A 13,369-nucleotide genomic window follows, 5' to 3' on the forward strand; every position below is an offset into this window, starting at 1 on the left:
GACTTCACCGTGTCGCCCTCCTTCTTCACCCACTTGGAGAGGTTGCCCTTCTCCATGGTGGGGGAGAGCGCCGGCATCAGGATGTCGATGGGCATTTTACTCACCCTCAGAATGATTAGGGCCCGGCCGGGCAGGGGACGCGCGTGTTCGCCTCGCCGCTCGCGCGCCGCCTCGCCAAGGAGAAGGGCATCGACATCGCCGCCGTGGCGGGCTCCGGCCCCCATGGGCGCATCATCGCCCGCGACCTCGACGGCGCCCGCGCCCAGCCGGTCCCGGCCGCGCCGGCCGCCGCGCCCGCGGCTCCGGCGCCACAGGCCGCCGCCCCCGCCGCCGCGCCGAAGCCGGCGCTCGCCACGGCGCCCGGCGCCGAGCAGGTGAAGGCCCTGTTCGAGGCGGGCACCTTTGAGGAAGTGCCGCTCGACGGCATGCGCAAGACCATCGCCCGCCGGCTCGTGGAGAGCGAGCAGGTGACGCCCATCTTCTTCCTCACGGTGGACTGCGACCTCGACGACCTCATGGCCCTGCGCGAGCAGGTGAACGCCGCCGCCGCCAAGGACAAGGACGGCAAGCCCGCTTATCGCGTCTCTGTGAACGACTTCGTCATCAAGGCCATGGCGCTGGCGCTCCAGAAGGTGCCGGGCGCCAACGCGGTGTGGGCCGAGGACCGCATCCTGCGCATGAAGCATTCGGACGTGGGCGTCGCGGTGGCCATCGACGGCGGCCTCTATGCGCCGATCGTCAAGAAGGCCGAGCTGAAGTCGCTGTCCGCCATCTCCAACGAGATGCGCGACCTGGCCTTGCGGGCCCGCAACAAGAAGCTGAAGCCGGAGGAATATTCCGGCGGCTCCACCTCGGTGTCCAACCTTGGCATGATGGGGATGCGCAACTTCACCGCCATCATCAACGCGCCGCAGTCCTCCATCCTCGCGGTGGGCGCCTCCGAGCAGCGCGCCGTGGTGCGCGGCGGCGAGGTGAAGGTCGTCACCCAGATGACCACGACGCTGACCTGCGATCACCGGGTGATGGACGGCGCGCTCGGCGCCGAGCTGCTCAGCGCGTTCAAGGGCTTCATCGAGAAGCCCATGTCCATGCTGGTGTGACGGCCGCCGGCCGGACGGCGATGCGGGCCGGGGCGGGGCAGATCAAATCGCGCCGCCCGCCCTTCGTGTAGCAGCAGCGTCATGGCGCCTTGAGGCGCCCGAACGCCAAAGCGAAGAGACAGACATGAGCCACACGCCCCACGAGCTTGCCGCCGACTTCCCGGAATATGCGGAGAAGATCAGCGCTCTCAAGCAGTCCGACGCGCACTTCGCCAAGCTCCATGACGAGTATCACGAGGTGAACCGAAAGGTGCACCGCGCCGAGACCGACGTGGAGCCCACCGGCGACGAGGAGATCGAGGCCATGCGCCGCGAGCGCGTGAAGCTGAAGGACGAGCTTTACGCCATCCTGGTGAAGTGAGGAGACCCCGGGGGCGCCGCAGGCGTGGCGCTCCCGGCCAAGGCGGCGCGAGCGAAAGGGCGCAAAGGCAGAAGACCGCATGAAGCTCTATCTGGCCGGCCCGGAAGTGTTCCTCGACGACGCCCGCGAGATCGGCCGGCGCAAGGTGGCGCTGTGCGCCCGGCTCGGGTTCGACGGCCTGTTTCCGCTGGACGGCGACCCGACCCTCGACGCGGCCGCCGGCGCCCATGCACGCGCCATCTTCGAGGCCAATCTCGCGCTCATGCGCGCTTGCGACGCGGTGCTGGCGAACCTCACCCCGTTCCGCGGCATCAGCGCCGATCCCGGCACCGCCTTCGAGGTGGGCTACGCGTTTGCGCTCGGCAAGCCCGTGGCGGCCTATTCCAACCTGCCGGGCGAACTGAAGCACCGCGCGCACGGCGCCATCGGCCCGGCAGCGCAGGGGCCGGCGAGCCTGATGGCGGACGGCCTCCACGTGGAGGATTTCGGCCATTTCGACAATCTCATGCTGGCGGAGGCGCTGGAGGCGTCCGGCCTGCCGGTGATCCAGGCGGCGGGCGCTGCCGCCGACCCGTTCCGCGACCTCGCGCTGTTCGAGCGCGCCTTGGCGGCGCTCGCCGACGCGCGCGATGCCGGCCGCCTCGCGCGGCCCCCCTTCCATCTGGAGCCCGCCGGACACACGCGCGGCGAGGAGACCTTCCATGGCTGACACCTACGACATCATCGTCATCGGCGGCGGGCCGGGCGGCTATGTGGCCGCCATCCGCGCGGCGCAGCTCGGCTTCAAGACCGCGGTGGTGGAGAAGAGCCACCTCGGCGGCATCTGCCTCAACTGGGGCTGCATCCCCACCAAGGCGCTGCTGCGCTCCGCCGAGATCTACCACTACATGGAGCACGCCAAGGATTACGGCCTCTCCGCCGAGAAGATCGGCTTCGATGCGGCCGCCGTGGTGAAGCGCTCGCGCGGCGTGTCCTCCCAGCTCGCCACCGGCGTGGGCTTCCTGCTCAACAAGAACAAGGTCGACGTGATCTGGGGCAAGGCCACCTTCACCGCCCCCGGCAAGCTGAAGGTCGAGGCGGCGCAGAACCCGCCGAAGAACGCCAAGGGCGGCGGCGACTACAGCGCCAAGCACATCATCGTCGCCACCGGGGCCCGCCCGCGCGCGCTGCCGGGCCTCGAGCCCGACAAGAAGCTGATCTGGACCTATTTCGAGGCCATGGTGCCGGAGAAGATGCCCAAGTCCCTGCTGGTCATGGGCTCGGGGGCCATCGGCATCGAGTTCGCCTCCTTCTACCGCACCATGGGCGTGGACGTGACCGTGGTGGAGGTGCTGCCGCAGATCCTGCCCGTGGAGGACGAGGAGATCGCCGCCATCGCCCGCAAGCGCTTCGAGAAGCTGGGCATGAAGATCATGTCCGGCGCGAAGGTCTCGGGCGTCACCAAGCATGCCGACAGCATCACCGCCCACATCGAGGACGCCAAGGGCGCCAAGCACGACATCACGGTGGACCGCATGATCTCCGCCGTCGGCGTGGTGGGAAATGTGGAGGGCCTCGGGCTTGAGGCCATGGGCGTGAAGATCGAACGCGGCATCGTCGTCACCGACGGGCTCGGGCGCACCAATGTGCCGGGCGTCTATGCCATCGGTGACATCGCCGGCCCGCCCATGCTGGCGCACAAGGCCGAGCATGAGGGCGTGATCTGCGTCGAGACCATCAAGGGCCTCCACACCCACCCCATGGACAAGAACAAGATCCCTGGCTGCACCTATTGCACGCCGCAGATCGCCTCCGTGGGCCTCACCGAGAAGAAGGCCAAGGAGGCCGGTCGCGAGATCAAGGTCGGCCGCTTCCCCTTCATCGGCAACGGCAAGGCCATCGCGCTCGGCGAGCCGGACGGCCTCGTGAAGACCATCTTCGACGCCAAGACCGGCGAACTGCTGGGCGCGCACATGGTGGGCGCGGAAGTGACCGAGCTGATCCAGGGCTTCGTCATCGCCATGAATCTCGAGACCACCGAGGAAGAGCTGATCCATGCGGTGTTCCCGCACCCGACGCTGTCGGAGATGATGCACGAGAGCGTCATGGCGGCCTACGGGCGCGCGATCCACGTCTGAGCGCGGGTGAGGGCAGGGGGCATCGCCCCCCGTGCTCACGTCTCCCGGTGCACCGCCGGGGGATCGCTGGCGGGGAAGCTCTCCTCCAGCGCCTCGTCGAGGCGGCCCGCCATCTCCTTCTGCGCCTCGGCCTCGGCCTGGTCGCGCTTCAGGGCGATGATCTGCGTCAGCAGGACGTCGCGCTGCGCCGCGAGTTCGGCGATGGAGCGGCCCGCCGCCGCCTCGATCACGCCGCGCACCAGTTCGGCCTGGAGTTCCGGCGTCATCTGCGGCGAGCCGAGGTCGGCCCACCAGCCTTCCACCGCCGGCAGCAGGTGCTCCAGGAAGTGGGCGAGGCCGCCTTGGCCGCCGCCAAGGTGGAAGGTCATGTGCTGGCCCATCAGCGCCCAGCGCAGGCCCGGACCTTCCGAGACCGCCGCGTCGATATCCTCCAGCGAGGCGACGCCCTCGGCGACCAGATGGATGGCCTCGCGCCACAACGCCGCCTGGAGGCGGTTCGCCACGTGGCCCTTCACCTCCTTGCGGATCTCGATCGGGCGCTTGCCGATGGCGGCGTAGAAGGCCATGGCGGTGTCCACCGCCGCCCGTCCCGCCGGCCCGTTGCCGAGAACCTCCACCAGCGGGATCAGATGCGGCGGGTTGAAGGGATGGCCGATGACGCAACGCTCCGGACGGGCGCACTGTTCGCTCATCCGGCTCAGCAGCAGGCCCGACGTGCTGGAGGCGATCACCGCATGGGGCGCCAGCACCGCGTCGAGGCGCCGGAGCAGAGGCTGCTTGATCTCGTAGCGCTCGGGCGCGTTCTCCTGCACGAAGTCGGCCCCGGCCGCGGCCTCCTCGGGGTCGGCGGAGAAGCGCCAGGCTGTGGGATCGGCGGTGGGCAGGGCGCCGAGCTGCTTGAGCGTCGGCCATGCCGTGTCGATGAAGCGCTGCGTCGCCGCCTTGGCGCTCGGGGCGGGATCGCTCACCGTCACCTCAAGGCCGCGGGACAGGAACAGCGCCGCCCAGCTGGCGCCGATGGTGCCGGAGCCGATGACGCAGACGCGGCGGATGTCGGAGGCGGGGAACATGGCAAACTCCTTGCGGCGCGGCCGCCGGTTCAGCGCGGGACCTGGGCGAGAAGCTCGCGCATGCCGAGCCAGGCGATCTCGACGCCGATGGCGAACAGGATGAAGGCGAACAGCCGCACCAGCACGTTGGTGCCGTTCTTGCCCAGCACCCGCTCCAAGGTCGGCGCCTCGCGGAACGCGAAATAGACGATCAGCGCCACCGCGATCAGCCCGGCCAGCGCGCCGATGAGACTGGAGAGCGATTCGACCAGGTCCACCTGCCATGTGGGCTTGTGGGTGGCCGAGAGCGCGATCGTGGTGGCGATGGAGCCGGGCCCCACCGTCAAGGGCAGGGTGAGGGGATAGAAGGCCTCGTTCTGCGCCTGCGTCTCGCTGAGCTCCTGGCTCGCGGTCCGGTCGGCCGGCTCGTCGCCCTGGTGCAGGATGCTCCAGCCGACCGCCATCACCACCGCGCCGCCGGCGACCCGCAGCACCGGCAGGCTGACGCCGAAGAACAGGAGAATCTGCGCCCCGAACAGCAGCGAGCCGAGCAGCAGGACGAAGCCGTAGATGGCCACCTGTCGCGCCACCTGCTCGCGCACCGTGGGCGAGCACTTGCGCACGAAGTTCAGGAAGATGGGCGCGCTGCCCAGCGGATTGACCACCGGGAACAGGGCCGCGAACACCATGACGAAGATGTTGATGGCGTTGGACACGTAGCTCACTTCGGGCCCCTCCCGAGCGCGCGCCTCAGGCACGCTTGCCCCACCCGGCGTCCTTGGTAGCCCGGCCGCGCGCGCGGCGCGAGCCCCAGGCCTCAGGCCTCAAGCCTCAAGCCTCCACCCGCTCCCAGCCCTGGGGCGAGAGGCGCTCCTGCGGCAGGAAGCGGCGCTTGTAGTCCATCTTCCTCGAACCCTGCACCCAATAGCCGAGATAGACGAAGGGCAGCTTCATCTCCCGCGCGCGCGCCACATGGTCGAGAATCAGGAAGGTGCCGAGCGAGCGGTGCGCCACGTTCGGATTGTAGAAGGAATAGACCATGGAGAGCCCGTCGGAGAGCACGTCCGTCAGGGCGACCGCCATCAGGTCGCCCGTGCCGCGGCCGAGGATACGGCTGTCGGGGCCGGCCTTGCGGTATTCCACGAGGCGGGTCTCCACATGGGTGTCCTCCACCATCATGGCGTAGTCGAGCACGCTCATGTCCGCCATGCCGCCGGAGCCGTGGCGGGCGGTGACATAGGAGCGGAACAGGCCGTACTGCTCGGAGGTGGGGGTCGGCGCCTTCATGGCGCCGACGAGGTCGGCATTGTCCGCCAGCACCCGCCTGAAGGACCGCCCCTCGACGAAATCGTCGACGCAGATGCGCACCGAGACGCAGGCGCGGCACCCTTCGCAGGCGGGGCGGTAGGCGATGGACTGGCTGCGGCGGAAGCCGCCCTGGGTGAGCACGTCATTGAGCGCGCCCGCCCGTTCGCCCACGAGGTGGGTGAACACCTTGCGCTCCTCCCGCCCCGGCAGATAGGGGCAGGGGGAGGGCGCGGTGAGGTAGAATTGCGGTGTATCGCGCGGATGTTCGCTCACGGTCCTACGCCTCGAACCGGTACAGCATCGCCGGAGCTTGCGGTCCGGTCAAAGGCGAAGGCGGGATTGCACGCAATTTTCAGCGGCGGCGGCGCAGCGTGGCGGCGCGGCTCTCGTTGTTCACCACCACGGTGCCGACCAGGAAATCGTGCAGCAGCCGGCGCCGGTCGTTGAACAGCGCCACCAGCAGCACCAGCGGCGTGGCGACCGAGATGGACACCCAGAAGCAGACCGCATGCACGGCGCCGAGCAGCGAGTAGCACGGCGCGCCGTACCAGGTGCGCATTTCGAGGTCCATGAGTCGCATGCCGAGCGTCGCCGAGGCTGGGGAGCCGAGCGTGATGGCGTTGTAGAGCACGGCCCAGATCACGAAGGCCGGCCCGAGCAGCGGGAACAGCATCCAGCCCAGACTCAGCGTGACGATGCCGAACACGAAGATGAAGATGGCGAGCAGCACGATCGGCCCGACGATCATCAGCGCATCGACGCAGAACGCCACGAGCCGGCGTGACAGCACGCCATCGAAATATTCCGGCTGCGTCACGGGATCGTAGGCGTGCGGGCGCGCCCCGTCGGACACGCCGATGCGGGGCGGTTCGCGGGTCTGGCTCGACGGGTCGCTCATGGCGCCAAGGCTCCTCGGCCCAGAATGGGCCATAACGGGAACGTGGGGAGCCGCGCCTGCGAGCGCAAGGGCTCGCGGCAAGGGCTCGCGGCAAGGGCGAGGGGCAATGGCGGGCGGCCAAGCGGGCGGGCGTGCCTACCAGTCGATGCCGCCGGCGCCGAGCCGCTGCACCGGCAGGCCCTCCGCCTCCAGCGCCGCCTCGATCGCCTGGGCGTGGGCCTGGTCGCGCGTCTCCACCGTGAGGTCGAGCCGCGTCCCTTTGGCCGGCACGTCGAGGAAGGTGCGGCGGTGGTGCACCTCCAGGATGTTTGCGCCGAGCTTGCCGAGCAGCGTCGCGATGCGCCCCAGCATGCCCGGCCGGTCGAGGATGGTGAGGCGGAAGGAGACGATACGCTCCTCGCGCTCCAGTTCGCGCAGGATGATGCCGGCGAGCATGCGCGGATCGATGTTGCCGCCGCACAGGATCAGGCCGACCGTGCGGCCGGCGAAGCGCTCGGGCTCGGTGAGCAGGGCGGCGAGGCCGGCGGCGCCGGCGCCCTCGGCGAGGGTCTTCTGGTTGGTGAGGAAGGCATTCACCGCCCGCTCCAGCGCCGTCTCGTCCACCAGCACGATGCTGGGCACCAATGCGCGGATGATGGTCCGGGTCAGCGCGCCCACATTGTGGACCGCGATGCCCTCGGCCAGCGTCGGGCCGCCGCAGGGGCGGGCGATGCCGGTCAGCGCGCTCCACATGGCCGGGTAGAGCGCGGCCTCGACGCCGACGATCTCGGTCTGCGGCGAGCGGCCGGCGAAGGCGAGCGCGACGCCGGAGGCGAGCCCGCCGCCGCCGATGGGCGCCAGCACCGCGTCGAACTGCGGTCCGTCCTCGATCATCTCCAGGCCGATGGAGCCCTGGCCGGCGATCACGTCCCGATCGTCATAGGGATGGACGAAAACACGGCCCTCCTCGCGCGAGATGCGCTCGGCCTCGCCCTGGGCGTCGGCAACCGTGTCGCCGTGGAGCACCACGTGGGCGCCGAACGCCTCCGTCGCCATCACCTTCACCTGCGGCGTGGTCTCCGGCATGACGATGGTGGTGGAGATGCCGAGCCTTGTGCCGTGGCAGGCCACCGCCTGGGCGTGATTGCCGGCCGACATGGCGACCACGCCGCGCCGCGCCTCCTCGGGCGACAGGCGGGCGAGCTTCACCAGAGCGCCGCGCTCCTTGAACGAGGCGGTGACCTGGAAGTTCTCGTACTTCACCCACACGTCCGCGCCGGTGAGGGCGGATAGGCGCGGCGCGCGGAGCGTCGGGGTGCGCAGGATGGCGCCGGCGAGCAGCGGCCGGGCCGCCTCCACGTCCGCGAGGGTGACCGGTAGGCCGGCTTCGGCGGCGACTTTCACGGACATGGCGCTTCCTTCGATGCCGCATCGGCGGCGGGCGGCCATCTGAAGGGAAAAGCGTTGCGATTGTCCATATGGCGCGGGCCGTATGGCCGCTGCATCGCGCACATTGGAGCGGCTCCGGACGGCATCCGGAAACGCGAAGGGGCGCGGCCCGGCGGCCGCGCCCCTTCCTTCCCATACGGCAGAAGCCCGTCGCGCGCTCAGCGGCGCTTGGACATGGCGGTGTAGTCGCGCTGGGTGGCGCCGGTATAGAGCTGGCGGGGACGGCCGATGCGCTGGCTCGGGTCCTCGATCATCTCCTTCCACTGGCCGATCCAGCCGACCGTGCGGGCGAGCGCGAACAGCACGGTGAACATGGTGGTGGGGAAGCCCATCGCCTTGAGCGTGATGCCCGAGTAGAAGTCGATGTTCGGATAGAGCTTCTTCTCGACGAAATAGTCGTCCGAGAGCGCGATGCGCTCCAGCTCCACCGCCACGTCGAGCAGCGGGTCGTCCTTGATGCCCAGCTCCGCCAGCACTTCGTGGCAGGTGCGCTGCATGATCTTGGCGCGCGGATCGTAGTTCTTGTAGACCCGGTGGCCGAAGCCCATGAGCCGGAACGGGTCGTTCTTGTCCTTGGCGCGGTTGATGAATTCCGGAATGCGGTCCACGTGGCCGATCTCGGAGAGCATCTTCAGCGCCGCCTCGTTGGCGCCGCCATGGGCCGGGCCCCACAGGCAGGCGATGCCGGCGGCGATGCAGGCGAAGGGGTTGGCGCCCGACGAGCCGGCGAGGCGCACCGTGGAGGTGGACGCGTTCTGCTCATGGTCGGCGTGGAGGATGAAGATCTTGTCCATCGCCTTGGAGAGCACCGGGCTCACCTTGTAATCCTCGCACGGCACAGCGAAGCACATGCGCAGGAAGTTCGAGGTGTAGTCCAGGTCGTTCTTCGGATACACGAAGGGCTGGCCGATGGAATACTTGTAGGCCATGGCAGCCAGCGTCGGCATCTTCGCGATCATGCGGATCGAGGCGATGAGGCGCTGCTGCGGGTCGGAGATGTCGGTCGAGTCGTGGTAGAAGGCCGAGAGCGCGCCGACCGACGCCACCATGATGGCCATCGGGTGGGCGTCGCGGCGGAAGCCCTGGAAGAAGCGCGTCATCTGCTCGTGAACCATCGTGTGACGGGTCACGGAATAGTCGAAGTCCGCCTTCTGCGCGGCGGTGGGCAGCTCCCCGTAGAGCAGGAGATAGCAGGTCTCCAGGAAGTCGCCGTTCTCGGCCAGCTGCTCGATGGGATAGCCGCGATAGAGCAGCACGCCCTCGTCGCCGTCGATATAGGTGATCTTGCTCTCGCACGACGCGGTGGAGGTGAAGCCGGGATCGTACGTGAACATCCCGGTCTGCCCATAGAGCTTGGCGATGTCCACCACGTCCGGACCGATGGTCCCCGGGTGGATCGGAAGATCCCAGCTCTTGTCCCCCACGGTCAGCTTTGCTGCCTTGGCCCCGGTATTGGTGGCGTCCATGGCTTCCTCATCCTTAGGGCGGACTGGCGCCCTTGTGTGAGCCCCGCGGCGGCGTTCGCGTGTGCGAAGTCGCCTCACCGCAGTCCTAAACCCTCCCCATTCCTGCCGCAAGCGTGACCATGGTTCAGGAGTGGGCAGAGAGGCGGGATCGAGCGATTTCAAGCTCTTGGGGGGAGTTCACATTGTAGAACGGGTCGTTTCCTCGGTCCGGCCAGGCGATTGCTGCGCCGCCGAGCAGTTCGATCACGAAGCCGACCCTGCGTTCGCCCCCCTCCAGCAGAAGGCGAAGCCGATCGCGCAGCGCAGCCGGCCACAGCGCGATCACCGGATGGCGCCGTCCTGCCGAGGCGGCGCAGGCCGGGCCGCCGCCCTCCGGCAGGCCGGCGAGGAGGCGTGCGGCGAGGTCCGCCGGCAGGAAGGGCGCGTCCGCGGGGGCGGTCAGCAGCAGGGCGCCGGGGGCCTGCGACGCGATCAGATCGAGCCCCGCCAGGACCCCGGCGAGCGGGCCGGGGCGGCCGGGCAGGGGGTCGGGCAGCACCGGCAGGCCGAGGGGGGCGAGCGCTTCGGCGTCATTGCCGCTCGCATAGAGCCGGGCGACCTGCGGGGCGAGGCGCTCCGCCACGTGCGCCGCAAGGGGGCGGCCGCCCAGCAGCACCATGGGCTTGGTCGCGGCACCGAGCGCCGGCGCGCCCATGCGGCTGCCGTGCCCGCCGGCGAGGATCAGGCCGATCACCGGGGTGCCGGCCGGCGCGGCGCCGGGCGAAGCCGCGTCAGAGGGATAAGGGGGAGCGGTCGGACCGGCCATGGCCCACCATAGCAGAACGCCCGGCGCGAGGGCCGGGCGTTCGAGGGGAGGGAGGCGGTGGGCGCGCCGCCTCGGCCTTCAGGCGCGGATCATTCCGCCACGGCGGGCGGCACCGGCCCGGCGGCCGGCAGGCCAAGCCGGCGCGGCAGCGCCGCGACCTTGGTGCGGAACGCCCGCAGGGTGGCGAAGTCGTTCAGCTTCGAGGGCTCGAAGGCGCCGATCAGCGCCGCCGCAACGAACGGCAGGCTCTGCACCATCAAAGCGATGCCGTAGAAGTTGATCTCGCGGATGTGGCGCCAGTCGTTCTTGGTCAGCGCCACGCCGGGCATGTTGTTGAGCAGCAGCAGGGCGATGCCGGCGAGCAGCAGCAGCGAGCCGATGACCAGCTCCGGCAGCGCCGGGAACGAGCGGGCCGCGCCGGCAAGCCAGTTGTTGCCCTTGGCCGTGCGGGCGAAGGCGAGGTCCTTGTAGCGGAACCCGTCCAGCACCGCCTTGGCCACCGTAAACTGCACCGCGCTCGCCGCGATGGCGGCACCCACCATGCGCATGGGCGTGGTGGCGACGCGCATCTTATAGAGGCTCACGAAGTGCAGCGCATAGACCAGGAAGGTGGCGACGATGGGCAGGGTCAGCACATAGGCCGGCACCGACACGCCGAACAGCAGCACGAACGGCACGAAGCAGAGCGAGGCGAGGGCCATGAACGCACCCACCGATTCCGAGCCCAGCCACGAGATCCAGCCGAGCACGAAGTGGCGCTTCTGGGCGGTGGTCAGGCGCGAATTGTTGGGCAGGAACCGGCGCCAGTGCTTCTTGATGATCTGGAAGCCGCCATAGGCCCAGCGGTGGCGCTGCTTCTTGAACGCCTCGAAGGTGTCCGGCAGCAGGCCATAGCCGTAGCGCTTGCGGGTGTAGTGGGTCTTCCAGCCGTTCTCGGCGATCGACAGGCCGAGGTCGGTGTCCTCGCAGATGGTGTCGGACGACCAGTTGCCGGCCTCCACCATGGCCGCGCGGCGGACCAGGCACATGGTGCCATGGACCACGATGGCGTCGTCCTCGTTGCGCTGGACCATGCCGATGTCGAAGAAGCCGGCATATTCGGCATTCATCGCCTCGTGCAGCGGGCTGCGGAAGCCGTCGCGGTGATCCTGGGGCGCCTGGACGAGGCCGACGGTCGGGTCGTCGAACACCGGCACGAGGTCCTTGAGCCAATCGGGCGTCACCGCATAGTCGGCATCGATCACGCCGATGATCTCGGCGTCGGGCGCGGTAGCGTCGAGCGCGATGCGCAGGGCGCCGGCCTTGAAGCCCGCCACCTTCTCGGCATTGATGAACTTGAAGCGCTCGCCGAGCAGCTCGCAATGGGCGCGCACCGGCTCCACCATCGCCGGGTCCGGCGTGTTGTTGACGATGATGATCGCCTCGAAGTTCGGATATTCCAGCCGGGCGAGGGCGTCGATGGTCTGCTTGAGCATCTCCGGCGGCTCGCGATAGGCGGGCACGTGGATGGAGACCTTCGGGAAGCGCGACGGGGTGGCGGGCTTCTGCGCCTCCACGAGGCGCGCCGGGCTGCGGCCGAACACCACCGCGGCCAGTTCCTCGATGCGGTAGAGCAGCACGAACACCAGCGGCACCAGCATCACCACGCTCAGCGCCAGGGTGATGTAGTCGCCGCCCATGACGTAGTGGTTCATCCAATAGTCCACCACCAGCGCCAGCCACGCGGCGACGCCGTTGCCCGCGCCCGCCAGAACGAGGCCCTGCGACACGGTGAGGTCGCGCATGCGCAGCAGCGGCAGGGTGAACAGCACGCCGAGCAGCAGAGCCAGGATGGCGGTCTGGTTGTAGGTGGCCTCGAAGATCGGGCCGGTCAGCGGGAACTTCAGGTTCCGGTCGGCGTCGAACACGCCCCAGTACTGGCCCACCGAGCCTTCGTTCTGCTTCTTGGGCAGGTCGAACGCCTCGATGATGTTGTACTCGATGCCGAGCGCGTCGGCCCGGGCCACGAAATCGCGGATGATCTTGGCCTGCCACATGGGATCGGGCACCGAGGCGCCGCGATTGTAGCCGTGGGAGGGCCAGCCGAACTCGCCGACGACGATGCGCTTGCCGGGATAGGCGGCGCGCAGCCGGTCGTAGGCGGCGATGGTGTAGTCCACCACCTGGTCCGCCGGCACGTCCTCCCAGTAGGGCAGGATATGGGCGTAGATGAAGTCCACCGACGAGGCGAGCTCCGGCGTCTCGAGCCACGTGTTCCAGATCTCGCCCGTGGTCACGGGCACGTTGACCTGGCGCTTGACCTTGCGGACCAGCTCGGCGAGCTCGCCTTCCTTCATGTCGCCGCGCAGCATGGTCTCGTTGCCGACCACCACCGCGTCCACGTTGCGGTTGCGGCGCGCCACCTCGATGACGTTGGCGATTTCCTTGTCGTTGCCCGCCTTGGCCTTCCGGTCGAGCTCGCCCTGCTTGTCGGTCTCGCGGTTGAGCCAGGCGCCCGCGGTCACGCGGATGCCCTGCTCGCCGGCGATCGAGGCGATCAGTTCCTTGCCGTGGGTCGAGGAATAGGTGCGGATGGCGCGGGTATAGGGCGCGACCGCCTTGACGTCGGACCGCACCTGGTCGGGATTGGTCGGCGCCTCGCCTTCCGGGCTCATGTGGCGGCTGAACGGAGCGAAGGACAGGCTCCGGAAGCGATCCGTGAGGTTCGCAGCGTCCGCTTCAGGACGCAGGGAAAGCCACATCGCGGCTTGGAACGAGGTCACAACCGCAATGATCGCTGCCGCAGCAGCAAGTCCGGGACGCATGGCGATGCCCACCCAAGAAGGGAAAGTTAGAAC

General features: G+C 69.1%; 11 protein-coding genes and 1 pseudogene. 4 read left to right on the top strand and 8 right to left on the bottom strand.

Annotation, left to right across the window (positions count from 1 at the left end):
• Nucleotides 1-122 precede the first annotated feature (122 nt).
• The 4 genes and pseudogenes from D9R14_RS12100 to lpdA form a co-directional block, all read left to right on the top strand.
• Nucleotides 123-1,100: pseudogene (locus D9R14_RS12100) on the top strand (2-oxo acid dehydrogenase subunit E2); the annotation flags it as partial.
• A gap of 124 nt (nt 1,101-1,224) precedes the next feature.
• Nucleotides 1,225-1,461, top strand: a complete 237-nt coding sequence (locus D9R14_RS12105) for an HP1242/YdcH family protein (RefSeq protein WP_121623596.1) — start codon at nt 1,225-1,227, stop codon at nt 1,459-1,461.
• A gap of 79 nt (nt 1,462-1,540) precedes the next feature.
• Nucleotides 1,541-2,170 carry a nucleoside 2-deoxyribosyltransferase gene (locus D9R14_RS12110; protein WP_121623597.1) on the top strand — a complete coding sequence of 210 codons (630 nt, stop codon included), beginning with the start codon at nt 1,541-1,543 and terminating at the stop codon, nt 2,168-2,170.
• Nucleotides 2,163-3,578, top strand: a complete 1,416-nt coding sequence (gene lpdA / locus D9R14_RS12115; RefSeq protein WP_121623598.1) for a dihydrolipoyl dehydrogenase — start codon at nt 2,163-2,165, stop codon at nt 3,576-3,578. Before D9R14_RS12110 ends, lpdA begins: the two co-directional genes overlap by 8 nt.
• A gap of 35 nt (nt 3,579-3,613) precedes the next feature.
• Here the strand turns inward: lpdA and D9R14_RS12120 are convergent, their stop codons facing one another.
• The 8 genes from D9R14_RS12120 to D9R14_RS12155 form a co-directional block, all read right to left on the bottom strand.
• Nucleotides 3,614-4,648 (bottom strand): 3-hydroxyacyl-CoA dehydrogenase NAD-binding domain-containing protein, encoded by a 1,035-nt coding sequence (locus D9R14_RS12120; protein ID WP_121623599.1) that lies wholly within the window; start codon nt 4,646-4,648, stop codon nt 3,614-3,616.
• Between the two features lie 29 nt (nt 4,649-4,677).
• Nucleotides 4,678-5,352, bottom strand: a complete 675-nt coding sequence (locus D9R14_RS12125; protein ID WP_245420777.1) for a MarC family protein — start codon at nt 5,350-5,352, stop codon at nt 4,678-4,680.
• A 106-nt stretch (nt 5,353-5,458) separates the two neighbouring features.
• A complete protein-coding gene (locus D9R14_RS12130; RefSeq protein ID WP_121623600.1) occupies nt 5,459-6,208 on the bottom strand; it encodes an arginyltransferase in 750 nt (249 codons plus the stop codon).
• Nucleotides 6,209-6,287: 79 nt separating this feature from the next.
• On the bottom strand, nt 6,288-6,833 hold the full coding sequence (locus D9R14_RS12135) for an RDD family protein (RefSeq protein ID WP_121623601.1): 546 nt from the start codon (nt 6,831-6,833) through the stop codon (nt 6,288-6,290).
• Between the two features lie 135 nt (nt 6,834-6,968).
• Complete coding sequence (locus tag D9R14_RS12140; protein WP_121623602.1) at nt 6,969-8,222, bottom strand: threonine ammonia-lyase; 1,254 nt, start codon at nt 8,220-8,222, stop codon at nt 6,969-6,971.
• A 197-nt stretch (nt 8,223-8,419) separates the two neighbouring features.
• Complete coding sequence (gene gltA / locus D9R14_RS12145) at nt 8,420-9,727, bottom strand: citrate synthase (protein WP_121623603.1); 1,308 nt, start codon at nt 9,725-9,727, stop codon at nt 8,420-8,422.
• A 124-nt stretch (nt 9,728-9,851) separates the two neighbouring features.
• Nucleotides 9,852-10,532: a molybdenum cofactor guanylyltransferase MobA gene (gene mobA / locus D9R14_RS12150; RefSeq protein ID WP_121623604.1), complete on the bottom strand. Its 681-nt coding sequence runs from the start codon at nt 10,530-10,532 to the stop codon at nt 9,852-9,854.
• 89 nt (nt 10,533-10,621) lie between these two features.
• Nucleotides 10,622-13,186, bottom strand: a complete 2,565-nt coding sequence (locus D9R14_RS12155) for a glycosyltransferase (protein WP_245420779.1) — start codon at nt 13,184-13,186, stop codon at nt 10,622-10,624.
• Nucleotides 13,187-13,369: the final 183 nt, after the last annotated feature.

The sequence above is a fragment of the Xanthobacter tagetidis genome, from assembly GCF_003667445.1.
Classification (GTDB): Bacteria; Pseudomonadota; Alphaproteobacteria; order Rhizobiales; family Xanthobacteraceae; genus Xanthobacter; species Xanthobacter tagetidis.